The 25,520-nt window shown below is 55.7% G+C and carries 29 protein-coding genes; 21 read left to right on the forward strand and 8 right to left on the reverse strand.

What is annotated here, in order from left to right:
• The 5 genes from ACWI0H_RS18420 to ACWI0H_RS18440 all read left to right on the forward strand — a co-directional run bounded on the left by ACWI0H_RS18420 (position 1) and on the right by ACWI0H_RS18440 (position 4,781).
• Positions 1-885, forward strand: coding sequence for a carbohydrate ABC transporter permease (locus ACWI0H_RS18420; protein ID WP_008959394.1), 885 nt, complete (start codon positions 1-3; stop codon positions 883-885).
• Positions 882-1,724 carry a carbohydrate ABC transporter permease gene (locus tag ACWI0H_RS18425; RefSeq protein ID WP_485874179.1) on the forward strand — a complete coding sequence of 281 codons (843 nt, stop codon included), beginning with the start codon at positions 882-884 and terminating at the stop codon, positions 1,722-1,724. The genes ACWI0H_RS18420 and ACWI0H_RS18425 overlap by 4 nt, the downstream gene beginning before the upstream one ends.
• Before the next feature lie 62 nt (positions 1,725-1,786).
• A complete protein-coding gene (gene recQ / locus ACWI0H_RS18430) occupies positions 1,787-3,613 on the forward strand; it encodes a DNA helicase RecQ (RefSeq protein ID WP_485874180.1) in 1,827 nt (608 codons plus the stop codon).
• A gap of 89 nt (positions 3,614-3,702) precedes the next feature.
• Positions 3,703-4,104 carry an MbcA/ParS/Xre antitoxin family protein gene (locus tag ACWI0H_RS18435; RefSeq protein WP_008959391.1) on the forward strand — a complete coding sequence of 134 codons (402 nt, stop codon included), beginning with the start codon at positions 3,703-3,705 and terminating at the stop codon, positions 4,102-4,104.
• The gene (locus ACWI0H_RS18440; RefSeq protein ID WP_008959390.1) at positions 4,101-4,781 is read left to right on the forward strand and encodes an RES family NAD+ phosphorylase; all 681 of its coding nucleotides are present in this window, start codon (positions 4,101-4,103) and stop codon (positions 4,779-4,781) included. Before ACWI0H_RS18435 ends, ACWI0H_RS18440 begins: the two co-directional genes overlap by 4 nt.
• A 16-nt stretch (positions 4,782-4,797) precedes the next feature.
• Here ACWI0H_RS18440 and mtnA read toward each other — a convergent pair whose 3' ends face one another.
• Positions 4,798-5,823, reverse strand: coding sequence for an S-methyl-5-thioribose-1-phosphate isomerase (mtnA, locus tag ACWI0H_RS18445; protein ID WP_485874181.1), 1,026 nt, complete (start codon positions 5,821-5,823; stop codon positions 4,798-4,800).
• Between the two features lie 102 nt (positions 5,824-5,925).
• Here mtnA and mtnB point away from each other — a divergent pair, with 102 nt between their 5' ends.
• From mtnB to ACWI0H_RS18460, 3 genes are read left to right on the forward strand one after another with little or no spacing between them, the layout of a single operon-like run.
• On the forward strand, positions 5,926-6,513 hold the full coding sequence (mtnB, locus tag ACWI0H_RS18450) for a methylthioribulose 1-phosphate dehydratase (protein WP_281662122.1): 588 nt from the start codon (positions 5,926-5,928) through the stop codon (positions 6,511-6,513).
• Between the two features lie 28 nt (positions 6,514-6,541).
• On the forward strand, positions 6,542-7,228 hold the full coding sequence (mtnC, locus tag ACWI0H_RS18455; RefSeq protein WP_485874182.1) for an acireductone synthase: 687 nt from the start codon (positions 6,542-6,544) through the stop codon (positions 7,226-7,228).
• A 35-nt stretch (positions 7,229-7,263) separates the two neighbouring features.
• A complete protein-coding gene (locus tag ACWI0H_RS18460; RefSeq protein WP_336273885.1) occupies positions 7,264-7,812 on the forward strand; it encodes a 1,2-dihydroxy-3-keto-5-methylthiopentene dioxygenase in 549 nt (182 codons plus the stop codon).
• A gap of 155 nt (positions 7,813-7,967) precedes the next feature.
• Here ACWI0H_RS18460 and mtnK read toward each other — a convergent pair whose 3' ends face one another.
• On the reverse strand, positions 7,968-9,230 hold the full coding sequence (mtnK, locus tag ACWI0H_RS18465) for an S-methyl-5-thioribose kinase (RefSeq protein WP_485874183.1): 1,263 nt from the start codon (positions 9,228-9,230) through the stop codon (positions 7,968-7,970).
• A 112-nt stretch (positions 9,231-9,342) separates the two neighbouring features.
• The gene (locus tag ACWI0H_RS18470) at positions 9,343-10,275 is read right to left on the reverse strand and encodes a LysR family transcriptional regulator (protein WP_485874184.1); all 933 of its coding nucleotides are present in this window, start codon (positions 10,273-10,275) and stop codon (positions 9,343-9,345) included.
• A gap of 89 nt (positions 10,276-10,364) precedes the next feature.
• On the opposite strand from ACWI0H_RS18470, the gene ACWI0H_RS18475 reads away from it, so the two are divergent.
• From ACWI0H_RS18475 to ACWI0H_RS18490, 4 genes are all read left to right on the forward strand, one after another.
• Positions 10,365-10,793, forward strand: coding sequence for a DMT family transporter (locus tag ACWI0H_RS18475; protein WP_008959383.1), 429 nt, complete (start codon positions 10,365-10,367; stop codon positions 10,791-10,793).
• A gap of 26 nt (positions 10,794-10,819) precedes the next feature.
• On the forward strand, positions 10,820-10,993 hold the full coding sequence (locus ACWI0H_RS18480; protein WP_485874185.1) for a DMT family transporter: 174 nt from the start codon (positions 10,820-10,822) through the stop codon (positions 10,991-10,993).
• Positions 10,994-11,030: 37 nt separating this feature from the next.
• A protein-coding gene (locus ACWI0H_RS18485) for an IS3 family transposase (RefSeq protein ID WP_336274203.1) occupies positions 11,031-12,250 on the forward strand; the annotation gives its coding sequence in 2 pieces (ribosomal slippage) (positions 11,031-11,378 and positions 11,381-12,250; 1,218 coding nt in all).
• Positions 12,251-12,275: 25 nt separating this feature from the next.
• Complete coding sequence (locus tag ACWI0H_RS18490) at positions 12,276-12,599, forward strand: DMT family transporter (protein WP_485874186.1); 324 nt, start codon at positions 12,276-12,278, stop codon at positions 12,597-12,599.
• Between the two features lie 18 nt (positions 12,600-12,617).
• Here the strand turns inward: ACWI0H_RS18490 and ACWI0H_RS18495 are convergent, their stop codons facing one another.
• Together ACWI0H_RS18495 and ACWI0H_RS18500 are read right to left on the reverse strand one after the other, a co-directional pair.
• A complete protein-coding gene (locus tag ACWI0H_RS18495) occupies positions 12,618-12,884 on the reverse strand; it encodes a DksA/TraR family C4-type zinc finger protein (RefSeq protein ID WP_008959381.1) in 267 nt (88 codons plus the stop codon).
• 129 nt (positions 12,885-13,013) lie between these two features.
• Positions 13,014-13,592, reverse strand: coding sequence for a YgjV family protein (locus ACWI0H_RS18500; protein ID WP_339882806.1), 579 nt, complete (start codon positions 13,590-13,592; stop codon positions 13,014-13,016).
• A gap of 189 nt (positions 13,593-13,781) precedes the next feature.
• Between ACWI0H_RS18500 and ACWI0H_RS18505 the strand changes: the two genes are divergently transcribed.
• Entirely contained in the window at positions 13,782-14,258 is a 477-nt protein-coding gene (locus ACWI0H_RS18505) for a transposase (RefSeq protein ID WP_485874187.1), read from the forward strand.
• Positions 14,259-14,364: 106 nt separating this feature from the next.
• Here the strand turns inward: ACWI0H_RS18505 and ACWI0H_RS18510 are convergent, their stop codons facing one another.
• The 3 genes from ACWI0H_RS18510 to ACWI0H_RS18520 all read right to left on the reverse strand — a co-directional run bounded on the left by ACWI0H_RS18510 (position 14,365) and on the right by ACWI0H_RS18520 (position 17,337).
• Positions 14,365-15,534, reverse strand: a complete 1,170-nt coding sequence (locus ACWI0H_RS18510) for an MFS transporter (protein ID WP_101148092.1) — start codon at positions 15,532-15,534, stop codon at positions 14,365-14,367.
• A complete protein-coding gene (locus tag ACWI0H_RS18515) occupies positions 15,525-16,529 on the reverse strand; it encodes a GlxA family transcriptional regulator (protein WP_485874188.1) in 1,005 nt (334 codons plus the stop codon). Before ACWI0H_RS18515 ends, ACWI0H_RS18510 begins: the two co-directional genes overlap by 10 nt.
• Before the next feature lie 124 nt (positions 16,530-16,653).
• Positions 16,654-17,337 carry a GntR family transcriptional regulator gene (locus ACWI0H_RS18520; RefSeq protein ID WP_101148094.1) on the reverse strand — a complete coding sequence of 228 codons (684 nt, stop codon included), beginning with the start codon at positions 17,335-17,337 and terminating at the stop codon, positions 16,654-16,656.
• A 154-nt stretch (positions 17,338-17,491) separates the two neighbouring features.
• On the opposite strand from ACWI0H_RS18520, the gene dctP reads away from it, so the two are divergent.
• The 8 genes from dctP to ACWI0H_RS18560 all read left to right on the forward strand — a co-directional run bounded on the left by dctP (position 17,492) and on the right by ACWI0H_RS18560 (position 25,505).
• Positions 17,492-18,487, forward strand: a complete 996-nt coding sequence (dctP, locus tag ACWI0H_RS18525) for a TRAP transporter substrate-binding protein DctP (RefSeq protein ID WP_101148095.1) — start codon at positions 17,492-17,494, stop codon at positions 18,485-18,487.
• A 102-nt stretch (positions 18,488-18,589) separates the two neighbouring features.
• Positions 18,590-19,111 (forward strand): TRAP transporter small permease subunit, encoded by a 522-nt coding sequence (locus tag ACWI0H_RS18530; RefSeq protein ID WP_101148096.1) that lies wholly within the window; start codon positions 18,590-18,592, stop codon positions 19,109-19,111.
• A 2-nt stretch (positions 19,112-19,113) separates the two neighbouring features.
• Positions 19,114-20,448, forward strand: coding sequence for a TRAP transporter large permease (locus ACWI0H_RS18535; protein ID WP_101148097.1), 1,335 nt, complete (start codon positions 19,114-19,116; stop codon positions 20,446-20,448).
• An 11-nt stretch (positions 20,449-20,459) separates the two neighbouring features.
• Entirely contained in the window at positions 20,460-21,836 is a 1,377-nt protein-coding gene (locus ACWI0H_RS18540; protein WP_485874189.1) for a malonyl-CoA decarboxylase, read from the forward strand.
• A complete protein-coding gene (locus tag ACWI0H_RS18545; RefSeq protein WP_485874190.1) occupies positions 21,833-23,365 on the forward strand; it encodes a malonate--CoA ligase in 1,533 nt (510 codons plus the stop codon). Before ACWI0H_RS18540 ends, ACWI0H_RS18545 begins: the two co-directional genes overlap by 4 nt.
• 143 nt (positions 23,366-23,508) lie before the next feature.
• On the forward strand, positions 23,509-23,967 hold the full coding sequence (locus ACWI0H_RS18550) for a DUF2170 family protein (protein WP_485874191.1): 459 nt from the start codon (positions 23,509-23,511) through the stop codon (positions 23,965-23,967).
• Between the two features lie 83 nt (positions 23,968-24,050).
• Positions 24,051-24,746, forward strand: a complete 696-nt coding sequence (locus tag ACWI0H_RS18555; RefSeq protein WP_485874192.1) for a PspA/IM30 family protein — start codon at positions 24,051-24,053, stop codon at positions 24,744-24,746.
• A gap of 36 nt (positions 24,747-24,782) precedes the next feature.
• Positions 24,783-25,505: a DUF2491 family protein gene (locus tag ACWI0H_RS18560; protein ID WP_101148102.1), complete on the forward strand. Its 723-nt coding sequence runs from the start codon at positions 24,783-24,785 to the stop codon at positions 25,503-25,505.
• Positions 25,506-25,520: the final 15 nt, after the last annotated feature.

The raw sequence follows: 25,520 nt of genomic DNA on the forward strand, positions 1-25,520 counted from the left end.
ATGTCCTTCACCAACCACCGCAAAATGCAGCTCTACGGTGCGCTTCTGCTGCTGCCCGCCGCCATACTGCTGGCCACCTTCGCTTACCTGCCCACCATCGCGACGGTGATCAACAGTCTGTTTTTACCTGGCTTTCGCGGTGCACCCACCGAGTTCGTGGGGCTTGAAAATTATCAGGTGCTTTTCGATGACCCGACGTTTTGGAAAGTAGCTCGCAACAACTTAATCTACGCCGTCGGTACGATTCCGACTTCTATCGCGCTGGCATTGTGCATGGCGCTATTTGTTAACGGAAAACTGCGCGGACGCGGCGTTGTTCGCATGGCCTACTTTACCCCGACCATCCTGCCCATGATCGCTGCTGCCAATATTTGGATGTTTTTCTACGCGCCGCAGATTGGCCTATTCAATAAGCTGCTCGGCGCGTTAGGTTTTTCGGGCGTGAATTGGCTCGGCGACCCAAGTGTGGCGTTGGGATCAGTGATCGTGATGTCGGTGTGGAAAGAGGCCGGCTTCTTTATGATTTTCTACCTCGCCGCGCTGCAGGGTATTGCGCCTGAACTCAAAGAGGCGTCTGACCTTGAGGGCACCAGCCGCTGGAGCTTCTTCTGGCGGGTGACCTTCCCACTGCTGATGCCCACCACGCTGTTTGTGCTGATTAATGCCTTGATCAATGCGGTAAGAGTCGTCGATCACCTGTTTATTTTGACCAAGGGCGGGCCCAACAACGCAACGAACCTGCTGCTCTATTACGTCTATGAGAACGCGTTTTCGTTTTTTGACCGCACCACCGCCGCCACCATCACGGTGGTTATTCTGCTGGTCCTCGCGGTCGTCGCCACGCTTAAGTTCACGATTTTAGATCGCAGGACGCACTACCAATGAACACGACCACATCCTATGCGCCCCGCTCCCGTTTTTTCTCAATTCCAGCGCTGGAAACGGTGGCCGCGTGGCTGCTGGCGGTTATTTGGATTTTTCCGTTGCTCTATGCCTTTTGGGCCGCCTTTCACCCCAGCGAATTTATGGTGAACTTCGAGATTTTCGCCCCGCTCACGCTGGAGAACTTCACCAATGCCTGGGCTCAGGCACCTTTCGGGCGCTACTACCTGAATACCTTTGCCCTCGTCACTGGCGTTGTATTTGCCCAGTTTGTGGTTTGTACTCTGGCGGCGTTTGCCTTTGCGCGCTTTCCAATTCCCGGCAAAAATGTGCTGTTTATGCTGGTGCTGATTCAGCTATTCGTATTTCCCGAAGTGCTGATCGTCGAGAATTATCGTATTGCCAGTGAGCTGGGGCTGATCAACACCATTACCGGCATAGGCCTGCCCTACGTCGCCAGCGCTTTTGGTATTTTTCTGCTGCGCCAGACGTTTAAAACCATTCCCCGGGAGCTGGAAGACGCCGCCCGGATTGAAGGCTGCAACTGGCTGGAGATCTTATGGAAGGTCTACGTACCGCTGGCCAAGCCGACTTATCTCGCTTATGGGCTGGTTTCAATCAGCCACCACTGGAATAACTTCCTGTGGCCGCTGGTAGTCACTAACTCGGTAGAGAGCCGACCGCTAACGGTCGGGCTAGGCGTTTTCTCCGCTCCGGAAACCGGCGTCAACTGGGCAACGGTGAGTGCCGCAACGCTGCTGAGCATCGCCCCTTTGCTGGTGGCTTTCTTACTCTTCCAACGCCAGTTTGTGCAGTCTTTCCTGCGCGCCGGGATTCGCTAAGCAAAACCCCGTGAGTTTTCGTGCGACAATTCTCCCTCAAGCACGCGAGAAGGAGAGCATTGATGCATGGCGACCCTCACCCGGCAGCCCTCAAGGTACTGCAGGAAGTATTTGGCTACGACAGCTTTCGCGGCGCGCAGCAGGCTATCATTGAGCATGTGATCGCCGGAGGCGATGCGCTGGTGCTGATGCCTACCGGTGGAGGCAAATCGCTGTGCTATCAGATCCCTGCGCTGCTGCGCGAAGGCACCGCGATTGTGGTCTCGCCGCTGATTGCGCTGATGCAGGATCAGGTAGCGGCCCTTGAACAGAACGGGGTCAGGGCGGCTTACCTCAATTCCAGCCTCGACTATCACGAGGTGGTCGAGGTAGAGAATCGCCTGCGGGCGGGCGATCTGGACCTTTTATATATCGCCCCCGAGCGGCTGGCCACGCCGCGTATGCAGATGCTTTTGGAGCAGAATCAGATTGCGCTGTTCGCTATTGATGAGGCCCACTGCGTCTCCCAGTGGGGTCACGATTTTCGTCCGGAGTATCGCCAGCTTTCCCATCTGCATCAGCGTTTCCCCCAGGTGCCGCGCATCGCCCTCACTGCCACTGCCGATGTGCCCACCCGGCACGACATCATGGAGCATCTGCAGCTCCAGGAGGCGGCGCTTTACAACAGCGGCTTTGACCGGCCCAACATTCGCTACCATATCGCTGAAAACCAGGGTAACGCCAAGGAGCAGCTGCTGCGTTTTATCCGTGAGCACCACGACGGCGAGGCGGGTATCGTCTACTGCCTTTCCCGGCGCAAGGTGGAGGAAACCGCCGCCTGGCTGGAGCGTCAGGGGCTGACCGCCCTGCCCTACCACGCAGGGCTTCCCCCCGAGCAGCGCCAGCACCACCAGACCCGTTTTCTGCGTGAAGATGGCGTGGTCGTCGTGGCCACCATCGCCTTTGGCATGGGCATCGACAAGCCGGACGTGCGCTTTGTCGCTCACCTTAATCTGCCCAAAAGCATCGAAGCCTATTACCAAGAGACCGGTCGCGCCGGGCGTGACGGCTTGCCCGCCGATGCCTGGATGGCCTACGGACTCCAGGACGTGATCACGCTGCGCCAGATGCAGCAGGGCTCCAGCGCCGCCGACCAGCAAAAGCGTATCGAGCAGCAAAAGCTAGATGCCATGCTGGGGCTGTGTGAAATCATCAGCTGCCGACGCCAGGCGCTTTTGCACTACTTTGGCGATCACCTGGACGACCCTTGCGGCAATTGCGACAACTGCCTCACCCCACCCGAGACCTGGGAGGCCACCGTAGCCGCACAAAAAGCGCTGTCGTGCGTCTACCGCACCGAGCAGCGTTTCGGGGTGACCTATCTCGTGGATGTCCTGCTGGGCAAGCGCAACGAACGTATCACCCGCTTTGGACATGACCAGCTAAGTACCTTCGGTATTGGTCAAGACCTTACGGGCAGCGAATGGAAAGCGCTCTTTCGTCAGTTGATTGCCAGCGGCTTTTTAAGCGTGGATATGGAAGGTCACGGCGCCATCAAGCTCACCGCCAATGCCAAGCCGGTGCTGCGAGGCGAGCAGAACCTCACCCTGCGCAAGCCAAGCAAAGCAAACCCTGCCCGACGGGGAAGCAAAGGCGCCTCAGCCACTCTGGGCCATGGCGCGCTATGGGAAGCCCTTCGCCAGCACCGCAAGGAACTTGCCGAGGCGCAGGGCGTGCCTGCCTACGTGATCTTCCACGACGCCACCCTGGCCGAACTGGTCGAACAGAAACCCCAGAGCATGGAAGCCCTGGGCGCGATTTCAGGCATCGGCGCGCGCAAGTTGGCAGATTACGGCGTGGGCTTTCTGGACGTTATTCTGGCGCATCAGGAAACCGAGCAAAACAGCTGAACCGGCGCGCCCTCAAAAAGCTCAAATGGTCGCTATTTTCAAAAATCGCTCACTTGGCGTAATATAACCATAAGTGAGGAGGGAAATAGATGGCTATTCAGCACAAAACAGCCGACAAGCGGCGCGAAATGGGGGCCGCAGCGATGCGCACCTACCCCAGCATTTCACACAGCTGGGGGTTAAAAGAGAGTGAAGCCGCTCTTCTATTGGGAGTACCTGATTCCACCTATCGGCGTTGGAAGCAGGCACCAGAGAATGCCCGCCTGGATGCTAATCATCTAGAACGGATGTCGTTGATTCTCGGCATCTACAAAGCACTGCATATACTGTTGCCCAACAAAGAAGCGGCCAACAGTTGGTTGCAGAGATCCAACAGCAACCCTCTTTTCGCCGGTCACTCGCCAATGGAGCGTCTGTTAAATGGGCAAGTCTCAGACCTCTACGTTGTTCGCCAGCATTTAGATGCAGCGCGTGGTGGAGGCCATGCATGACATTCCCGCTGAGCAATGTCACGTGGCGGCCCAGTTACCGCGTTATCCCCTCGCGTTTCCCACCGATTGATTTATTCGAAGGCGTCAATAGCAACGCTGATGACTGGGGCTTACTTAATGAGTTGGAGGGTGAAACCTCCGCAAGGCTTCGTGAGGAAGCGGGAGCCATCCATCTAGTCCGCGATGACGACCGCCGCTACGGCCCCGGCTGGACGCCAATCATGGCTGCCTTCTGCCACTTCCCCGCTACCGGTTCGCGTTTTAGCGATGGCACTTTTGGTGCCTACTACTGCGCACTCACCGAAGCCACCGCCATTGCCGAAACCGTTTACCACGCAGAACGCTTTATGGGGGAATCAAACGAACCGCCCATGATGCTTCAGCAACGTGTTTATCTGTCGGATTTAACAGGCCAACTACTTGATTTACGTGGGCAGGATGCTGCCCAAACGCTTCTCACGACGGATAGCTGGGCAGCCGGGCAAACCTTAGGTAGACAAGCCTGGGAGGAGCAAACGACTGGCATCGTTTACCCAAGCGTTAGGGACCCGGAGGGAGAGTGTGCTGCTGTGCTACGACCTCCCGTGCTCTCTGCGACAAGGCAAGGGCGTCATCTCGGGTATGACTGGGATGGTCAGCGTATCCGCCATGTCTACGAGCTCACGCTATTGGGCTAACAATTAACTTTCGCCCCTATTTTTCGCTCCGTCTCTGACAGTGCTCACCGCGTGCGATCGCAGCGGCATCAAATACGCCGGTATCCAACACCCAGGCAGTGACGAGCTTGGCGGGGGTGACATCAAACGCCGGGTTCCATACCGGGGCATCGTTGGGCGCCCACACGACCTCACCAAACGCGCCTGCGGCGCCGCGCACCTCAGCGGGATCACGCTGTTCAATAGGAATGTCCGCGCCGGTGGCGCAGGCAGGATCTACTGTGGTGTAAGGGGCCACCACATAGAACGGCACCTGATGGTAGTGAGCTATCACCGCCAGCATATAAGTACCCACTTTATTGGCGAAATCGCCGTTGGCGCAGATACGGTCAGCGCCCACCATTACTTTATCCACCTTGCCTAACGCCATCAGGCTCGCGGCCATACTGTCGGTAATTAACTGGTAGGGAATGCCTAGATCAGCCATTTCCCAGGCGGTTAAGCGGCCACCTTGCAGCAGCGGGCGGGTTTCATCCACATACACATGAAGTTCTACGCCGCGCTGTTTGGCCACTGCCAGCGCGCCAATCGCGGTGCCCACTCCTGCGGTGGCCAGCGCCCCGGTGTTGCAGTGGGTGAGCACACGATCACCCATTTCCAGCAAGTCAGCGCCCCGTTCGGCCATTTGTTGGCACAGCGCACGGTCTTCTGAAAACAGCGCAGCAGCGCGCTCGGCCAAGGCGCTTGCGCCTTGCTCAAAGCAGGCTTCCATGGCATCCAGGCAGTACATTAAGTTAACTGCGGTGGGGCGTGTGGCGCGTAAGCGATCACTTACCAACTGCCAATCACTTTGTGGATGGCGAGCGGCGTATTGGGCCAGCACAAAGGCGGCGCTCAAACCAATCAGCGGCGCACCGCGAATCGCTAAGCTTTTTACCGCTACCTGCCACTCTTCTGGCGAGTCACAGCGCACCCACTGCTCCGCCTGGGGCAGTTGGGTTTGATCCAAATACTCAAGGTGGTCGGCATAGATCCGCAAACTGCGTGACTGAAGTTGAGGCATCGATGGACTCCTTGAGCACTTGATCGGAACAGCTACACGGCTTATCAGCCGCGAAGCTTATCATATAGAATGGCTGCCAATAGAAGAGGCGACGCAGACCTTATGATGACACTACAAACTGAACTGCTGGCCGCCATTTCATGGGCGGCGCAGCAAGGCTGGACGCCTGCTACCGGCGGCAACTTTTCCGCCCGCACCGAGGCGGGCTATCTTGTGACCGCCTCTGGCCGGGATAAAACCCATATTCAGGCTGATGACCTATTGCTGTGTGACCTGGATGGCAAGGTGCTATCAGGTGATGGTAAGCCGAGCGCGGAGAGCGATCTGCATGCCGCGCTCTATCGCTTAGACGCTTCGATTAACTGCGTACTCCACACTCACACCGTGGCCAGCACGGTGCTGTCGCGGCGCTTTCCAGAGGGTGTCGAGCTAAGCGGTTTCGAGATGCAAAAAGCGCTACAGGGTAACGTTACTCACGATGCCTCCATCCATTTGCCCGTCGTGCCCAACTCCCAGGATATGGAAGAGCTAGCCGAGCATGTGCGCCTCGGCTGGCCAATGCCTTGGGGCTTTTTGGTCGCAGGGCACGGCATTTATGCCGTGGGTGATAGCATTGCCAGCTGCCGACGCCACTTGGAAGCGATTGAGTTTTTACTAGCCTGTGTTCTTGAAGAGAGTCGCTGGTCTTAAATGAGCAGTCTTTAATGAGTAGCCTTAAATGAGTAATCCAACTGTTCGCGCCATTGTGACCGATATTGAAGGCACCACCTCGGATATTAACTTCGTCCATAAGGTGCTGTTTCCCTACGCCCACAATAAGTTACCTGAGTTTCTACGCGCTAACGCAGAAATCCCAGCCGTCGCCGAGCAGATCGACGCCGTGCGCAGCGAAATGGGTGACCCTGATGCCACGCTGGAAGCTGTCATTGCTGAGTTGCTGCACTGGATCGAAACCGACCAAAAAGTCACCCCGCTGAAAGCACTTCAGGGCATGGTATGGGCCGACGGCTACCAGCGTGGCGATTTTAAAGGTCACCTATATAGCGATGTAGCACCTGCATTGCACCAGTGGAAAGAGGCAGGCAAAGCCCTTTACGTTTATTCGTCAGGCTCCGTACAGGCCCAAAAACTGCTATTCGGCTACAGCGATGAGGGCGATTTAACCCCGCTGTTTAGCGGATACTTCGATACCCATATTGGTCATAAGCGCGAGGCGACTGCTTATCAGCGTATTGTTGCCGAGCTTGACCTGCCTGCGGATGCGGTGCTGTTCTTATCGGATGTGGTCGAAGAGCTGGACGCCGCCAAGCAGGCGGGCATGCAAACGCTGCAACTGGTACGTGAAGGTACTCAGGCTGGTACCCATCATGCATGCGTCACCCGCTTCGATGAGATCGTTCTGTAACGTTCATCGCCTGTCACTTTTAAGGAGAGTTGTTGATGTCGCAACTAAAAGTATTTGCTGATCAAAACCCGAACGATGCCCTGATCGACACCACTGACGGCGAACAGATGACCACTGAGCTCAACAAGGTGGGCGTGCTGTTTGAGCGCTGGGCAGCGCCGGGCGAGATTGCTGACGATGCCACCCAGGAAGATATCTTGGCGCTTTACCAGGAAGATATTGACCGGGTCAAAGCTAAGGGCGGCTATCAAACCGTGGATGTGCTGCATATGGTGCCCACGCACCCTGAGAAGGACGCCATGCGGCAGAAGTTCTTAAACGAGCATCGCCACCACGAAGATGAAGTGCGTTTCTTCGTTAAAGGCCAGGGGCTGTTCTGCCTGCACATCGATGACAAGGTGTATCAGGTCCTGTGTTCTCGCAATGACCTAATCAGCGTGCCTGCCAATACGCCCCACTGGTTCGATATGGGCCCGGCACCGGAATTCACCGCGTTACGTTTCTTCGACAACGTGGAAGGCTGGGTACCCCACTGGACTGAAAGCGATATCGCCGGGAAGTTCGATCGTTTGGATCAGCTTTAAATAGTTCTGCTGTAAGCCTAGGCAGGGCCGGAACAAACCTACGCGGGGGCGCTGTAAACCCATCCCTGGGCGCTACTTTCGCCATCCATGGCGAAAGACCCCCGCTACGGCTTGTTCCGGCCCTGCCTGCTCGTTCTAACTCTCCTGTAAACCGCTTACAGCACTTCTTGCTGGTTATAAGCCCTGGCTAAATCCGCCAGCGCATTCAGGTCACAGTAGGCTTCCGGCTCCATGATCAGCGTTTGTCCCATCAGCACATTGCGCGCTTCAAGCTTGGCGCGTAGCGCGGTGTCTTTAATCTCTTCAAAGTCGGCGTTGTGGGCCAGTGATAAAACACGGCGGTGCATTTCGATGCCGCAGTAGGCCAGCGCATCCAGGCGTATCTCTTCAAGCAACGCATCGCAGGCGTCATCAGCGCTATTGCCCTGCTCTTCAAATAGAGACTTAGGAAACAGAATACCGGTGCGCTCGGTTTGCCACAGGTGGCGGAATTCGGCATCAAAACGGGTAAAGCAGGCTTCGATCGCCTCCAATATCCACGCCTGATAAGCCTCAAGCTCATCTTCTAGGCGATGAGCGGGCTGGCTGAAATAAGCCATTAGGAAGTTGGCCACCGCCATGCCCAAGTCAAAGGCCATCGGACCGTATTGGGAGAACTCAGGGTCAATGACCCGCACGTCAGTATCCGTGGCCATAATCGAGCCAGAGTGCAGATCACCGTGCAGCATGGTTTCGGTGTTCGAGGTGAACTTCATCAACAACCGCTGCACCTTGGCTTTCAGACGCGCATTGCGGCGCAGCTCGTCCACCACCGGTGAAAGTTCCGGGGTGTGGTGGTTCATTTCGGCGCCGTAATAGGGGTCGGTAAACACCAGCGACTCGGTGATGGCGGGAATCGCCACATTGCCTGAGAACAATCCTACGTCCGCTTTTTTCTCCGGGCTGCTCAGCGAAAGCTCCGAGCCACGAAATGCCGTGCGTGCGCAGAATTGGCCGATGGTTTCGCCAAGCTGGGCAACTCGCTCACCGTTGATTAACTTGCGGCGCAAAATCGTGTGCGGGTGAAGGTACTCCATCACAAACAGCGCCTGGGGTTTGTCGAAGTAGTACACCTCGGGGGCAATGCCGGGCGCACGCTTGGCTTGGCGAACCAGCGCATAATATTCAAAGTGGGCGCGATAAATCGGTAGCGGCCAGCTTTCGCCCACCATGCGTACATAGGGAAGCGCCTGCTTAACCACGACACTGCCTACGTCACCGGAGACGATAAACACTAGGTTGAGGTTGCCGTCACCCACCTCGCGAATGTCCCAGCTAGTGGGTTCTCCGCCCACTCGACTCGCCACCGCTTCAACCCCTCCCAAGCGTTGGGATAGCGTGTCGACGCCGAGCGCGCGATAATGTTGATCAATCTCCACAGGCCAATCCTCACCAAAACGTTGCATATATTCAGGCCCAAAGGGGGCTTTAAGACGTTTATTATCAGAGAGTAACGTTTAAAAGTTAATAAGGGGACTATCGTCATCGTTATTAATGGTGATCCCAATAGGGCCGTTCGCCAATCTCCGCGAACAAATACTCTAAAAAGGCGGCCACTTTCTGCGAGCGCAAGCGGTTTTCGGGGTAGATAGCATGGATTCCTTCTCGCGTCGCTTCGCCTAGGGCTTCATAGGTTTCCAAAATGGGCGTTAGGCCGCCATCGCGCAGCGCATCGAATAGCAACCATGTGGGGAATAGCACAATACCTTGACCTTGCAGAGCGGCTTCCACAAGACTCTCGGCATTGTTGCTATGCAAATTGCCTTTTACCGAATAACGCTGCGCTTGAGGATTGCCAGCCCCTTGGAAATACCAAGGCTGAATACCGCGTGTTCCTTTATAGACTAAGCAGTTATGGTCACTCAATTGTGCAGGCTGGTGGGGCTCGCCGCACCGCGTTAAATACGCGGGGGAAGCGCAGGCGACAAAGCGCTGGGTCGCGAGTTGCCGGGCCACCAGGCTTGAATCCCCCAGCGATCCCACCCGTATTACGACATCGGCGCCCTCTTGTACCGGGTCGATAAAGGCATCGCTTAAGGTTAGCTCTACCTCCACAGCCGGGTTTGCCTGCTGAAAACTAGCCAATAAAGGCGCGATATGCCGACGCCCAAACGCCACAGGTGCATTAAGACGCAACAATCCCTGCGGTTGCTTAGCGCCGCTAATCACCTGCTCGGTAGCGGCATCCAAGCTTTCTAATATGCTTCTTACCTCCCGATAGTAGCGCTCTCCGGCATCGGTGAGCCTTACCGCTCGCGTATGACGGTAGAGCAACCGCTGGCCTAGCGAACGCTCTAACCCTGCAATGTGCCGCGAGACCGAAGAGGCCGGCAAATCAAAGTAGCGCGCGGCTTCAGCAAAGCTGCCGCTTGAGGCCACTCGCACAAAAAGGCGTAACGCTAACAGGCGAAGCGAGTTGTCCAAAATGCAATAGTCCTTTGCTGTTTTGACGCATTGTAGCAATAACACTAACTCTCTACAGTACGCGCTTCTTTTACTTAGCGGAGCCACCTATGCGTCACGCACTTATTCTGCTCGGCGTGCTAATTGCCGGGATGGGGCTATCGGTCGAAGCCGGCTTGCTAGGCCCGCTTGGCGAGCAGGTTGGACACTTATCGGCCACCTTGTCGATTTTTATGGTGGGCGCGCTACTGCTCTCACTAGCACTGGTGTTTGCGCCTAAACGACAGCTGGGAGCCCTTTTTAAGCAGCCGCGCTGGCTACTGACGGGCGGCATCTTAGGCCCGGTCTACGTCATTGTGTTAACGCTTGCGACGCCGCTGGTAGGTGTTGGAATGACGATGGTGGGGATTTTGTGCGGTCAGGTAGCAGCCAGCGTCGCTATCGACCACTTTGGCTGGCTGGGAAGCGAACAGCGTAAAGTCGACGGCTACCGTATTGGCGCCTTGGCGATGATTCTTGCCGCCCTGTGGTTAATGTAACGGCTAACGTATTCAGGAGCTAAACCATGCTACTCCCTCTTATCTTTATCTTACTGCTCGTCGGTGGTGCGGTGCTGGCAGCCCAGTCCTCCATCAATGGCCGTTTGGGTGCAAAAGCAGGCGTCATCGAGAGTTCTTGGCTGACCTTTGTGATCGGCGCCGTCCTGACCTTTTTATTGATGTTGACCCGTCCTGAATAGAGTTGACACGTTCCCGTCCTTATTTTGGGAGAGCGTGATGAGTCAACGAGTTAAGCGCACACAGAAAGACTACACACTGGCCTTTAAACAGGCCGTGGTAGAGCAAGTGGAACGTGGCGAGATGACCTATAAACAGGCGCAGAGTCGTTACGGTATTCAAGGTCGCACGACGGTATTAAAGTGGTTACGTCGATATGGTCATCAGGACTGGAGTCCCGGTGCCACACAGCGCTCTAGAAGGAGTCCCGACATGCCCCGGCCACTTACCCCTGAACAACGGATCAAAGAGCTTGAAGAGAAGTTGCGGCTTGCTGAGCAAAAGGCTCAGTTCTTCGAAGCTGTTGTGGAGGTGATGGAGAAGGATTACGGGGTGTCCGTAAAAAAGCAGCCAGACAAGTCCTCACGCAAGAACGTGTTGCCGGATTAACCATCAGCAGGGTATGCCACCTTCTCGGCATCAGCCGCCAGGCTTGGTATCAGGCCAAAAAAGCGCAGCAGTCGCGAGAGGCCCGGGAGCAGCGGATCGTCGATTTTGTTCGAGACATACGACTTACCCAGCCTCGACTAGGCACCCGCAAGCTGCATCACTTGCTGCACCGCCAAGCAGATCAAGAGTTGCACGTGGGACGAGATCAGCTCTTTCAGGTCCTTCGTACGCGGCGTCTGCTGGTGCCCATACGCCGAGCTTATCATAAGACGACGCACAGCCATCATCGCTTCCGGCGACATCCGAACCTGCTCAAGCCAGGCCCCGAGCAGGTGGTTGCCTGCCGCCCTAATCAGGTCTGGGTCGCTGACATTACCTATCTACCGACGCGTCACGGGATGAGCTATTTAAGTCTGGTCACCGATGCTTACTCCCGCAAAATCGTCGGTCATCACGTCCATGAGAGCTTACGTAGCCAGGACGTAGAGCAAGCGTTACGCAACGCTCTACGCCAACGGTTAGGAAGCGAGCCGTTAATCCACCACTCGGATCGAGGCATCCAATACTGCTGTGACAGCTATCAGAAGATACATCGCCAGTACGGTATCCAGTGCTCAATGACAGACGGTTATGACTGTTATCAAAACGCTCTCGCAGAACGTGTAAACGGAATATTGAAGACTGAATTTCTCTTGGTTCAGCCAGGAGATGTTTGTCAGGCGCGTACGATGGTGAATGAGTCCGTCGAGATATATAACAGTCAGCGGCCGCACCTAGCGCTGAAATACAAAACGCCCAATGCAGTGCACTGGGCGTTTGAGATGAAATAAGTGTCAATCTATTTTAGGACTAGACATGTTCTTTTTTGAGCCAGCACAGCAAGCGACGCTCTTCAGCGTACCCAAATGGCAGCTAACCGGCGCGCTGTTTGGCGTGGTCTATATGTTGGCAATTGTGTTTGCCGTACCCCGAGTAGGCACCGCAGCGGCCACGGTAGCGGTCATTTCTGGCCAACTGTTGATGAGCCTGCTGATTGATCATTTCGGCTGGTTAAGCAATGCCGTGCGACCGTTAGATGCGTCACGCTACATTGCGATGGCGCTGCTCATAGGTGCTATCGGCTTAATCTATCTAAGTCACCAGCAGCGTCATCGTCGACTGGCAAGCCAGCCAAGTTAGTTACTCAGGCTCACCACTTTAACGTAGCTGGCTATCTTTGCTGCCGCGGCGATTATAGCCACTAAAGCTCGACTGCTTTTTATCTAGTTCACTCTGGCATTCCACGCAGAGCCGAACGCCTGGAATTGCCTTGCGGCGCGCTTCGGGAATGGGTTCGCCACACTCCTCACAAGTCTCAAGACTTTCGCCGCGAGGCAATTGGCTACGCGCACGCTGCACCGCATCTTCCAGCGTGCTCTCCATCTGCTCTTGTTCGGCGCCATCTTTCGCCCATCCACCTGCCATTGTCGCGTTCCTCGCTTCGGCACTAGGAATCTATCAGCATAGCAGTAACGCCCGATATTAACATTGCAAGCTCAAGGGGCTCATTGACAGTGGCTGGCGGTTAAAACTGAACAGGCACCCACCCACAGGCTAACTTGAACGGTTATTATGAGTAATCACCTCAAGCACTTCCGGATCTTCGAACACGTCGGGATATTTACGTTTTGCCCGCGCTAAACGAATGATAGTGATGATATTGGTCACTACGATTAGCCCTTCTGCAAGGGTGCCGCCGATGGAGCCAATTAATAAATTGTTCAACATCCATAGCGTGGCCGCCAAACCTAAAAACACTCGCATTGATATCCCGCGCAGCAGGAACATACCAAAGGTACCGAGCACCATGGCAGCGATGGGTAGAAAGTCCACCCAGCTTTGCCAAGTGAAAGTAGCAGCGACGCCGCTGGCCAGCAGCACGCCGACCATCACCGTTTTACTCCCCATATAACGACGGGCCAACACAATCCGCACAATCACTAACAAGGTCAGTACGGCAGCTGTCCAGCTTTCAAAAAATACGAATTGCAAGACAAACGCCACATTGGCGGAAATCAGTAACATCAACAACCTGTCATCGCTCTTACTGGCAAAGGCGATGACACAAATAACCAGCGCGACTAATCCACACACCTGACCAGCCAGGGCAGTGTCGCCGAGGTTTTCTAGCATCATGACCTGCCCTCTTTTAGCTCTTTTCGTTGCCCTATACTCGCATATAGAGCACTAACCCATCTTCATAAACCTCTTCCTGAGGAGCTATAAATAAGTAGTCAGACGATGGGAAGACAGGCAATGGCGATAACATCGTTGTGGTAATGATCGTTGCGCTTATATTCGCGATAGCCTGTCGATGCGACCATGGAAGACGCCCTCTACGAGATCGAGTCCATGCGCCAATTCGCCGGTTTGAAGCTGGATCGATTGCCGGACGAAACCACGATTCTCAAGTGTCGCCATTTTCTGGAACGCCACGGCCTTAGCAAGGTGTTGTTTCAGGAAGTGAACAAGCACCTGGAGGAAAATGGCCTGATGCTGCACGAAGGGAGCATTGTCGATACCACTATCATCTCTGCGCCTAGTTCCACCAAAAAAAAGGCGAGCGCGCCCCCGAAATGCACCAGACTAAAAAGGGGCTCTTGGCACTTTGGCATGAAAATGCACATAGGTGTCGACGATAAACTTGGGTTGATTCACAGTATCGAGACCACAGCTGCCAATGTCCTTGACATTGTGTCTGCCGATCAGCTGCTTCACGGTGAAGAGATTGCGCCCGTTTTCCGTTCAATGAGCGGGAAACGGGCAAAAATACACAAAGAAAGGGAGAAGAGTGTCTGAATTTTCGATTTTTGTCAGCTCAAGTGAGCGTTAATGAATATCGGCATTTATTCAGACCTTCCTTAAGTCTAATAAATGAGCATCTGCAGAGTGTGTAAGCACACGTTCAAATCTTCGATGATGCCATGCTGCTTTTTCGCTGCCACAGCAGCACCATCAACGGTACCAACGCAACGGGAATCAACAGCAAGTTAAGTGTCGCCCAGCCTAAGCCGCTGACCAAGGGCCCAGCGAGCAGCGCAGTGATAGCCGCGGTGCCAAACACCAGAAACTCGTTGGCTGCTTGTGTTCGCGCTTTATCCACCGGACGGTAGCTTTCGGTGAGCAGCCCGGTGGCGGGCAGAAAAGTAAAGTTCCAGCCAAGCCCCAGCAACATCAGCGCCACATTGAAACCGGCTAAACTGATACCTAATTGTGCGACTAAAGCACTCGCCACCAGTAGCAAGCAACCTGCCACAATGACTTGTTTGGCGCCGAAACGGGTAGCCAAATGCCCGGTAAAGAACGAGGGCAGAAACATCGCCACTACGTGCCACTGAATGGTCATTGAAACGTGGTTAAAGTGGTGTCCGGCTCCCGCCATAGCGAGTGGTGTGGCGGTCATGGTCAGGTTCATCACGCCGTACCCAACCATCGCCGCGCTTACTGCCACAATAAACCCAGGCTGGCGCATTATCTTACCCAGCGGCAGTGCGATGCCTTCGCCATGGGTGCGAGATGCGGGTGGTAGTTGTGTCCGCATCAACACCACCAAGGCCAACGCGTAGAGCGCGGCTAAACCCACAAAGCTGCCCAGAAACGGCACTTCGCCCAGCTCACGGCTTACTCTTGCCAGCCATGGCCCGGCAAACGCGGCCAGCACACCGCCCCCCATTACCAAGCCAATCGCGCGATCACGCATCGGCGTAGGCGCAGCTTCTACCGCGGCAAAGCGATAGAGCTGGCCAAAGCCAATGCCGATACCAATTAACCAAGTTGCCAGTAAAAACAGCCCAAAGCGCTCGCCGATCAGCGCCTGCACAGCAACCAGCGCGCCGATTAGACCAACGAGGTTGCCCAGCATGAAACCGCGCTTACGGCCCAACCTTGCCATGATCAACGAAACAGGAATGGTCGCGCACATCAGTCCAAGCCACTGGGTGGCAACCGGAGCGGTCGACCAAGACGCGTTTGGGGCTAACGATGCGCCAATCAGTGGCGAGACGGCAATCAGCAGGACATTGCCGGTGACCAGCAGCGCTTGGCAAAGCGATAACAGTGTGACGGTTAAAGGCATGAGGCGCTCTCCTGAAGTGGATCGGTATGGGAAGACGCAAAACGTTGGCGATAGACCGAAGGTGACACACCGTAGTAGCGCTGAAACTGACGGCGCAACTGCTCTGCACCGCCCAGTCGCCAGCGTTGTGCGAGCCGCTCAAGGGAGACCGGCTCGCGTTTACTGAGCAGTGCCAGGCGCGCTTGTTCAAGGCGTAGCTGGGTCAGGTAAGCACCAGGGGTCGTATTTAGGTGGCGTCTAAACAGCCGGGTTAAATGGCGTGGAGAAACCGCCATCAGGTCGGCCATGCTATCAAGCCCATGATCCACACTCGGGTCGGCATGAAGTTGATCCAGTAAGCGACGTAGAGGTCCCGCCGCCTGCTGGTGTCGCAGTATCTCGCTGAACTGCGACTGCCCACCTGGGCGCTGTAGAAATACCACTAACTCACGGGCCACTCGCCCGGCTAGATCAGCACCGTGATCCGCCTCTACCAGCGAAAGCGCCAGATCAATACCCGCCGTGACGCCTGCGCTGGTATAGCGACCGTTGCTTTCGATATACAGCGCATCGGGCTCGACGCTTAGCGCGGGGTACTCCTCAGCCAGTTGTTGTGCATGGCGCCAGTGGGTAGTGACGCGGCAACCATCCAGCAACCCTGCCGCTGCCAGTAAAAACGCGCCAGAACAGATAGAGCCAAGACGTCTTACTTCTGGGGCGACCTCAACAAGCACCTGCTTCACGGTAGCTATCTCACGCTGCTGTATTACGCCACTACCGCCCGCCACCAATAGCGTATCCAGTGGCAGTAAACGAGTAAGTTGCTGGTAGGTGTGGGTAGCATGCACGGCCAGGCCGCCGTTGGTGACAACCGGGCCGACGGCATCGGCAATCAGAGTCAACTGATAGAGCGGCTGGGGGCTTAACGCATTGGCGCTGGCAAACACCTGCCAGGGGCCGCTGACATCCAGCAGTTGGCAGTCGGGGTAAGCAAATAGGGCAATATGGCGAGTCACTGTCTCTCTCCGCTAGCGGGTATCGAAGCATTAGAGAGAGTGTCAGCGCTGCGCTCGATGTCGGCAAGGACCATTACCCCACCGATTCGGACATGGGGCTGGGTCAACCCTCAGCGGGCCAAAATTAGCCCGTTCTTTCTAACGGTGCCTCCATACGGCGGACGCTGGAAACGAAGTCACTAAAGCGCTCGCCCTGAATCAGTACATGGTCACTAAGCGCTTGCTGTGCAGCCAAGGGATCACCTTTTTCAATCGCTTCCACGATGGCTTGGTGCTCGCTGAGGGAATTATTTACCCGTTGGCGCACCTGCAGCTGCAGGCGCCGGTAAGGCTTTAAGCGCTGCTTTAGTTGGCGCGCTTCGCTGGCCAAAAAGGCGTTGTGGCTAGCGGTGTAGATACAGTCGTGAAAACCTTCGTTTTCGTAGTAATACTCATCGCTATCACCGGCCAGCGCCGCCGCTTCGCAGCGTTGGTGTGCTTCGCGAAGCGCGACCAGCTCGGGCTCGGTGATCCGGCGGGCCGCTAGGCGCCCGCACATGCCTTCAAGTTCCGCCATGACCTCGAACATCTCGATCAATTGATCAATTCCTACCTTCGCCACAAAGGTGCCTTTTTTGGGCGAAACCGTCACTAGGCCACTCGCTACCAACTGCTGAAAAGCTTCACGCACGGGTGTTCGCGAGACCTGAAACTCACGCCCCAAGGCTTCCGGGTCCAGGCGCTCTCCCGGCAAACGGCGGCCATTGATGATGTCATCCTCAAGAGAATCCCTTAATCGCTGAGCGTTGGAGCGCTTGGTGCCCGTCATGTTTACCTCCATGGATCGCGACTTATTTCAGGCCATTAAAATTGTCATAAAGTTGACATTAGCATATTTAAGCGCTATTGAAATATATATCAGATCTTCTGATAAACATATAAAGCTCATCCAAACACACAACAACAATTGTTGGAGACGCCACATGCAACGCTATTTAATCTCAACTGCCGCCGCCCTAGGCCTCGCCATTGCGGCGTCACACGCCTCTGCCGATACCGTACTGCGTGCTTCGCATCAATTCCCCGGTGGCCAAGGGGACGTGCGTGATGAAATGGTGCAAATGATGGCCCGCGAAGTAGCCGATGCAGATGTCGGGCTGACCATTGAAGTCTATCCCGGCCAATCGCTGTTTAAAGCGCGTGAACAGTGGGGCGCCATCGCCCGTGGTCGCCTGGACATCACTTCTCTACCGCTGGATTACGCTAGCGGCCGCCATCCTGAATTCTCGGCTACGCTGATGCCGGGGTTGGTGCGTAATCAGGAACATGCCCAACGCCTGAATGACTCTGAGTATATGGAGATGATTAAAGAGGTCATTCGCGAAGGCGGCGCTCGGGTACTTGCAGATGCTTGGCTATCGGGCGGTTTTGCCTCTAGCGAGCAGTGCGTTACGTCCCCCGATACCGTCGAGGGCCAGAACTTCCGCGCCGCCGGGCCTGCGTTTGAACAAATGCTGGAAGCCGCCGGTGCCTCCATCGCCTCGATGCCCTCTTCCGAGGTTTATACCGCCATGCAAACCGGCGTGCTGGATGCCGCCAATACCTCATCAATGTCGTTTATCTCCTTCCGGCTTTACGAACAGGTTGAGTGCTTGACCGAGCCCGGCGACTTCGCGCTGTGGTACATGTACGAACCCATTCTTATTTCCGAGCAGGTATGGCAAGGGCTCAACGAAGAGCAGCAAACAGCCCTGATGGAAGCAGGTGAAGCCGCCGAGGCGTTCTTTGCGGAAGAGGCCGCCGCCATTGACCAGGAGATGGTCGACCTCTACGAAGAGAATGGCGTGGAGGTGGTCAGCATGAGCGAGGACGACTACAACGCCTGGCTCGATATCGCTAAGGAAACCTCCTACAAAAACTTCGCCGAGAACGTTCCCAACGGCCAAGCCATTATCGATGCGGCGCTGGCCGTCGAGTAAGCAATAGCCAATCGCCTTACGGCACGGCCATTCCGACAGGAATGGCCGCGTTCTACTGATGATTGCTTGGCTTGGTGAGATAACCAGCTTGACGAGGGAACTATGGCACCTGCAACGACACACACTGCCCTTGCGCGGCGGGGCATCATTGGCGGCTACATTCGCGTCATGGACAAGCTCTCGCGGCTTTCTGCCTACTTGGCCTGCGCCCTGTTTATCGCTGGCGTACTCGTGATTTGTCAGATGGTATTTATTCGCTACTTACTGGGAATGAGCACCAGTTGGCAGACTGAATTCACCATCTTCTCAGTAACGGCAGCGATGTTGATGGGCAGCCCCTATGTATTGATGACTGGCGGCCATGTCGCCATCACGATTGTTCCCGATGCGCTAGGCGGTATTACCCGCACTATCATGCGCTTGATCGCGTCGCTGTTTGGGTTAGGTTTTTGCGCTGCATTGGCGTATGCCAGTTGGGTCTATGTTTTTGAGGCGCTCCACGGCGAGTGGACCACCGGCTCGGTATGGAATCCGCCACTGTGGCCCGCCTTACTGCCTATGGCGGTCGGCGCCACCCTACTTTCGCTGCAGTATATAGCTGAAATTTTGCGTGGGGAGAACTGAGTATGGATCCCATCACGTTAGGCATTATCGTTGCCATCGCGCTGATTGCTCTGATGGCCATTGGCACCCCTATCGCTTTCGCCCTGGGCGGTGTATCGCTGCTGGCACTGATCTACGACCGTGGCCTTGCTGAGCTCACCTACTTCGGGGAAACCTTTTTTGACCGCATCGCAGAGTTTGGTTTTGTCGCCATTCCGATGTTTATTTTGATGGGCGCCGCAGTGGCCTCCTCCCCCACCGGGCGTGACCTGTATCGCTCGCTGGATCTGTGGATGGGCAAACTGCCCGGCGGTCTGGCGGTTTCCAATATTGGCGCCTGCTCCATTTTTGCGGCTCTGTCGGGATCATCCCCCGCCACCTGTGCGGCAATTGGTAAAATGGGCATTCCTGAAATGCGCAAGCGCGGCTATCCCGATGGCGTGGCAGCAGGCTGTATTGCAGCGGGCGGTACCCTGGGCATTTTGATTCCGCCGTCGGTCACCATGATCATCTACGGCATTTCCACCGAAACCTCGATTGGTCGGCTGTTTATTGCCGGAGTGGTGCCGGGCTTCATGCTCGCTGGCCTGTTCATGATCTGGACCATGATCGCCTGCAAGATGGCCGGTGGTTATAACAACCCAATGGCAGAGTCCGTCGAACGGCTCAAAAACAATGTTAAACAGAATGTCGATACCAACCTAAAGGCCTTAGTGCGCGTGCTGCCCTTCCTTGGCGTGGTCGCGGGCATCCTGTTTGCCCTCTACGGCGGGGTGGCAACGCCTTCTGAAGCCGCTGGCGTTGGGGCATTTCTCTGTTTGGCGTTGGCCATCCTGATTTACCGCATGTGGCAGCTGGGCCCCATCAAGCTGATCATGCGCGACTCGCTGCGTGAAAGCGTGATGATCATGTTGGTGATCGCCACCGCCGAGGTATTCGCCTACGCCCTCTCCTCCATGTTCATCACCCAGACGGTGGCAGCCGCGATTGCTGGTCTGGAGATTAACCGCTGGGCACTGATGGGGGTGATTAACCTCTTTTTGCTAGTAGCTGGCTTCTTCCTGCCGCCCGTGGCCGTGATCGTAATGACGGCGCCGATTTTGTTGCCCATCATCCTGGCGGCTAATTTTGATCCCTATTGGTTTGCGGTAATTTTGACCATCAACCTGGAGATCGGCCTGATCACACCGCCGGTAGGTCTCAACCTGTTCATTATTAAAGGCATCGCGCCGGATATCTCACTGCGCGACATTCTGATGGGGAGCTTGCCCTACGCGCTATGCATGGTGCTGGGAATTTTGTTGTTATGCCTTTTCCCAGGCATCGCGCTTTGGCTACCTAACTTGATCATGGGGTAAGGAGTTCGACCATGAACATGATGTTTTTGCAGGAGCTGTTTAACAACATCACCCAGCGTGATGCCTTGTTACGGCGACGTCAGCCTGAGACAGTGACGCCCGACCATCAGCAGTTGGTCAAAGCGTGCCACAAGTTGCTGGAAAGCGATGGCGAAGCCTCCAGCATTGCGCTAGCAAGCCGTGCTTTGGCGATTTACCAGCGGCTCCCGGCAACTGAAAAAAATAGTTTCTTTGACCGTTTAATAACAGACTTTGCCGCCGACCCAGGCCCTATTGATGCGGCCTATACGGCGTATCGGGAAGCCCGCGACAACCCCACTTTACAGCGGCTATTTGAAGCCAGCGAACCTAGGCGCCAGGAACTTTTCCGGCGTTTAAATCTGGCCAGCGATGGTACCTATGAGTTGGTTAAAATGCGTGAAGATCTTCTGTCGTTGCTGCGTGAGCAGCCTGAGCTGAAGGCCATTGACGACGATTTTGCTCACCTGTTCGGCTCCTGGTTCAATCGCGGCTTTTTGATGCTCAAGCGCATTGATTGGAATACCCCCGCTTCGATTCTTGAGAAGATCATCCGCTACGAGGCGGTACACGAAATCCAGGACTGGGACGATCTACGTCGGCGGCTGGATGCACGTGATCGCCGCTGTTTCGCCTTTTTCCACCCAGCGATTGGCGACGAGCCGTTGATCTTCGTGGAAGTCGCCCTGCACAAGGGACTGCCCAGCCGTATTCAGCCTATTTTATCGGGAGAAAGGGCGGGCGAAAGTAGCGCTAAAAAAGCAATCGAAGAACCTGAAGACGCTGATACCGCGGCGTTCTTTGGTATTAGCAATTGCCAGACCGGTCTGCGCGGCATCTCCTTTGGTAACTTTTTGATCAAGCAAGTGGTGCAGGAGTTGTCTCAAGAGCTGCCGCAGTTGAAATACTTCGTCACTCTTTCGCCGGTGCCCGGCTTCGCCCAGTGGTTACAAGAACAGCGCGATGATGAGCAGTTGCCCGAGTCACTGCGTCAGTCGCTAAAAGGGCTTGAAACGCCTGGCTGGCATCAAGATAAAACCCGTGAGGAGCCATTGAAAGCCGCGATCCGCCCGTTGGCGGCGCGCTACTTAGCTGAGGAGAAGAACCGCCACGGCCTGCCGCTGAACCCTGTGGCCCGTTTCCACCTTGGCAATGGGGCCGAACTCCACCGTATCAATTGGCTGGGCGATATCTCCGAGAAGGGCTTTAACCAGGCCGCAGGCTTGATGGTCAACTACCTGTACGTGCTGGACGATATCGAACGCAACCACGAAAACTATACCGCCAAGGGCACCGTTGCCTGCTCCAATGAGGTGCGCGACCTCGCTCGACGCGCCCGCAAGCTGGCCAAGGGAGAGACCACCAAATGAGCCACAATCTATTTGAAACCTTTGCTGCCAAAATGCGTGAGCGCGCAGAGGCCGATTTTATTACTACCCGCGATGGCCGCCGCTACAGTTACACCGATGCGCTGAGCATAAGCGCGAAACTTGCCGGTGCGTTGACTGAGCTGAGCGTTAAGCAAGGCGATCGTGTCGCTGTGCAGGTGGATAAAAGCCCTGAAGCGATACTGCTTTATTTGGCCTGCCTGCGCATTGGCGGGGTCTACTTGCCCCTTAACACCGGCTATACCGGCGATGAAATCCGCTACTTTTTGAATGATGCCGAGCCTGCGTTGTTTGTCTGCCGACCCAAGATAGAAGAGGAAGCGCGAGCGCTTGCCGCTGAAACCGGCTGCCCGGCCGTGGCCACTCTAGGCAGCGCCGCCGATGGCAGCCTGATGGAAGCTACCAGCGCAGCAACGCCACGGGAGGATATCGTGGCACTGGGCGAACGCGATCTGGCCGCCATTCTTTACACATCCGGCACCACCGGGCGCTCCAAAGGCGCCATGCTGACGCACAAGAACCTCGCCTCCAATGCTGAAACCTTGGTAACAGCTTGGCACTTCAGCGCCGATGACCGGCTAATCCACGCGCTGCCGATCTTCCATACTCACGGTTTGTTCGTTGCCTGCAACGTCACTCTGATGGCGGGTGCCAGCATGCTCTTCCTGCCGAAGTTTGATGCCGATGTCATTTTTGAAGAGTTGCCCCGTGGCACTGTGATGATGGGCGTTCCTACCTTCTATACGCGCTTGGTTCAGGATGAGCGCCTGACGCCTGACGTTACCGCCAATATGCGGCTGTTCGTCTCCGGCTCTGCCCCGCTCACCGCCGAGACCCACGAGGCGTTTGAAGCCAAAACGGGCCATGCAATTCTTGAGCGCTACGGTATGACCGAAACCAATATGAACCTCTCCAACCCCTATGAAGGCGCGCGGCGAGCAGGCACCGTGGGCATGCCGCTACCCGGTGTGGAGATGCGTATTACCAATCGCGAAACTGGCGATGAAGTGCCTTTAGGTGAGATCGGCATGCTGCAGATTCGCGGTCCGAATGTGTTTATCGGCTACTGGCGGATGCCCGAAAAGACCCGCGAGGAGCTGTTAGACGACGGTTTTTTTATTACCGGCGATCTCGCCATGGTCGACGAGCAGGGCTATGTGCATATTGTGGGCCGCGACAAAGACCTGGTGATTTCCGGCGGCTACAACGTCTACCCCAAAGAGGTCGAGCAGGTGATCGACGAGCTCGATCAAGTGGCTGAATCCGCGGTCATCGGCCTACCCCATCCTGACTTTGGCGAGGGCGTGACCGCTGTGGTCGTGCGCCAGCAAGGAGCTCTTGAAGATCAGCTTAATGAAAATAAGGTGATCAGCCACTTAGACGGTCGGCTAGCCAAGTATAAGCAGCCCAAACGGGTCTTCTTTGTCGATGAACTACCCCGCAATACCATGGGCAAAGTGCAGAAAAATGAGCTGCGCAAGCAGTTTAGCGATACCTATCGCACTCCTTAGTCGCCCGTCCTTACAGGATACTCCTCCCAGCCTTTTGCCCCGCCGCGCGCGGGGCTTTTGGTACGGCTTTGCTGGGAAAAGGAACCATTTGCTCTACTAAGTGTTAAGGTGAAACGACTTAACGAACGATGGAGCAAATCACCTTGACTACGCCTACCGTCACGAGCGGCATCACTGCCAGCGAACTATATAAGTTAGTCAGCCAGCCAGCATCCGTCAGCAGCGAAAACGCGACCTTTGAGTGGCCCGAAGCGACCATTAGCCTGGATGAGACGAACCAGACGCTGATCTGGGAGCTCAACGACTACGGCAACTTGCCGATTACCCTCTCGCGCAGCGAAAATGAGTGGGTCGCCATGGCGCCCATTGTGGCCGTCGACAGCGTCAAAAAAAGCGCCGAACTTAACGAAGTGCTGCTGCGCCAGGGCATCTCGTTACCGCTGGCCTCTGTGGGTATTGTCGAGATCGACGGGCACGACTTTTATGTGGCCTACGGACAGCTATTTGGCGATTCCAAGCTTGAGTCAATTTGCGCTGAGCTGCACGCCACGGCCAGCGCAGCCATGGACGTCGCCGAACTGATACAAACGCACTTCGCCTAACGTTTACCCATTGTTCGTCTATTATCCAAATCACCGTTATCAATTAGTGTCACCACCCAGGTGACGTATAAGCGAGATTATTTATGTTAAGCAAAATCATGACCGCCCTACGTGGCAAAGCGACTGAAACCGGTCAAACAGTGGTAGATTCCCAGGCACTGCGCATTTTAGACCAGGAGATCCGCGACTCGGAAAATCACCTGAGTCAGTCTAAAACCGAGCTCACCCGCTTGATGGGCCAGCGCCAGTTGAACAGCAACAAAGCCGATACGCTGGAAGCCAAGATTGCCGAGCTGGAAAAAAGTGCCGAAGCCGCGCTGGATAAAGGCGAGGAAGCGCTTGCAGTAGAGGTGGCTGAACGCATGGTCGCCCTGCAGGATGACCTGGAAGCAGAGCGCGCGATTGTTAGCGAGTACGACGCCAGTATCGAAAAACTGCGTGGCGCGATTCGTGGTACCGACAACCAGCTTCGCCAGCTCAAGCAGCAGGTCAGCGTCGTTAAAGCCACCGAGTCAGCGCAAAAAGCCCAATCTGCCGTCGCGTCTCGCCATTCAGGCCAGAACAGCGCGATGAGCAGCGCTATGGAATCACTCGATCGCATCAAAGAGCGTCAGCAGCTTAATTCGGCGCAAATGCAGGCCGCTGACGACATGGCCGCGGAAGAGAGCGGTAGCTCGCTGGAAGCCCGCCTCAAGGCTGCCGGGATTGGCGGTCAAGAGCGTAAAGCGGATGATGTGTTAGCGCGCCTGAAAGCCAAGAAAAACGCTCCACAAGAGTAAGTTCTCTCTAAAACCAGCACATTAGCGAGGCAGGCCATGCTTAACAACTTGAAAGCACTTTTTCGCGCGACTACGCAGAAGCAGCCTGAGCAGGCAACGGGCCGCCCGGTAGCCGCAGGCCTGCCGATGGGTGTCAGCCAGGAAGATCTTGAAGGCTTGCGGCTGGATGGTCGCGTCAATATTAAGCTGATTGGCCTGCGCGCCCATGCCGATGCGCTGTTTCACTGGGACGACGATGCCTATCACCACATTGCCGCCGTCGGGCATGTCGATTTAGGCCAGGGGGCGCACCTCGTGCGTTTCTATCTGGATAACGATACGTGGCTGCAGGCCAATATTGAGAACGGTCAGGTGCTTGAATATAAGCTGTTCGACTTTTACCGTGTTGCCCATCTCTCGGATGCCGAGTTTGATAATTTGATCAACGGGGAAGATAAGCAGCCCGACAGCCTTGGCGCTCAAACTGTCTCGCTTACCTCGACCACTGAGGAGCCACGCACCTGTACGTATCAGCGAGTGTGGGGGGATAGCGACAGCCTTTGGTCGCCACCGGTGGTTTTTGAAGAACAAGTAATGACCACCGAGAGCGTGTCTGCACGCCATGTGACCCATCATGCGATGCTCTATGAGCGCACTATTCTAGATACTGAACGCATGGAATACCTGCTGCTGAGCGCTGAAAACGACGGTGAAGGCAGCTTTATGTTGGTTCAAAACGTGGGGGTTGACGTGGCCTCCATCGATATCGACGCTATGTAATTTAAAAGGAAACGA

This window comes from Halomonas sp. NYA30 (assembly GCF_976980765.1).

Coding starts and splice junctions, on each gene's coding strand:
- ACWI0H_RS18420 (WP_008959394.1), top strand. CDS start 1: ATGTCCTTCACCAACCACCGCAAAATGCAGCTCTACGGTGCGCTTCTG.
- ACWI0H_RS18425 (WP_485874179.1), top strand. CDS start 882: ATGAACACGACCACATCCTATGCGCCCCGCTCCCGTTTTTTCTCAATT.
- recQ (WP_485874180.1), top strand. CDS start 1,787: ATGCATGGCGACCCTCACCCGGCAGCCCTCAAGGTACTGCAGGAAGTA.
- ACWI0H_RS18435 (WP_008959391.1), top strand. CDS start 3,703: ATGGCTATTCAGCACAAAACAGCCGACAAGCGGCGCGAAATGGGGGCC.
- ACWI0H_RS18440 (WP_008959390.1), top strand. CDS start 4,101: ATGACATTCCCGCTGAGCAATGTCACGTGGCGGCCCAGTTACCGCGTT.
- mtnA (WP_485874181.1), bottom strand. CDS start 5,823: ATGCCTCAACTTCAGTCACGCAGTTTGCGGATCTATGCCGACCACCTT.
- mtnB (WP_281662122.1), top strand. CDS start 5,926: ATGATGACACTACAAACTGAACTGCTGGCCGCCATTTCATGGGCGGCG.
- mtnC (WP_485874182.1), top strand. CDS start 6,542: ATGAGTAATCCAACTGTTCGCGCCATTGTGACCGATATTGAAGGCACC.
- ACWI0H_RS18460 (WP_336273885.1), top strand. CDS start 7,264: ATGTCGCAACTAAAAGTATTTGCTGATCAAAACCCGAACGATGCCCTG.
- ACWI0H_RS18475 (WP_008959383.1), top strand. CDS start 10,365: ATGCGTCACGCACTTATTCTGCTCGGCGTGCTAATTGCCGGGATGGGG.
- ACWI0H_RS18480 (WP_485874185.1), top strand. CDS start 10,820: ATGCTACTCCCTCTTATCTTTATCTTACTGCTCGTCGGTGGTGCGGTG.
- ACWI0H_RS18490 (WP_485874186.1), top strand. CDS start 12,276: ATGTTCTTTTTTGAGCCAGCACAGCAAGCGACGCTCTTCAGCGTACCC.
- ACWI0H_RS18495 (WP_008959381.1), bottom strand. CDS start 12,884: ATGGCAGGTGGATGGGCGAAAGATGGCGCCGAACAAGAGCAGATGGAG.
- ACWI0H_RS18500 (WP_339882806.1), bottom strand. CDS start 13,592: ATGCTAGAAAACCTCGGCGACACTGCCCTGGCTGGTCAGGTGTGTGGA.
- ACWI0H_RS18505 (WP_485874187.1), top strand. CDS start 13,782: ATGGAAGACGCCCTCTACGAGATCGAGTCCATGCGCCAATTCGCCGGT.
- ACWI0H_RS18510 (WP_101148092.1), bottom strand. CDS start 15,534: ATGCCTTTAACCGTCACACTGTTATCGCTTTGCCAAGCGCTGCTGGTC.
- ACWI0H_RS18520 (WP_101148094.1), bottom strand. CDS start 17,337: ATGACGGGCACCAAGCGCTCCAACGCTCAGCGATTAAGGGATTCTCTT.
- dctP (WP_101148095.1), top strand. CDS start 17,492: ATGCAACGCTATTTAATCTCAACTGCCGCCGCCCTAGGCCTCGCCATT.
- ACWI0H_RS18530 (WP_101148096.1), top strand. CDS start 18,590: ATGGCACCTGCAACGACACACACTGCCCTTGCGCGGCGGGGCATCATT.
- ACWI0H_RS18535 (WP_101148097.1), top strand. CDS start 19,114: ATGGATCCCATCACGTTAGGCATTATCGTTGCCATCGCGCTGATTGCT.
- ACWI0H_RS18540 (WP_485874189.1), top strand. CDS start 20,460: ATGAACATGATGTTTTTGCAGGAGCTGTTTAACAACATCACCCAGCGT.
- ACWI0H_RS18545 (WP_485874190.1), top strand. CDS start 21,833: ATGAGCCACAATCTATTTGAAACCTTTGCTGCCAAAATGCGTGAGCGC.
- ACWI0H_RS18555 (WP_485874192.1), top strand. CDS start 24,051: ATGTTAAGCAAAATCATGACCGCCCTACGTGGCAAAGCGACTGAAACC.
- ACWI0H_RS18560 (WP_101148102.1), top strand. CDS start 24,783: ATGCTTAACAACTTGAAAGCACTTTTTCGCGCGACTACGCAGAAGCAG.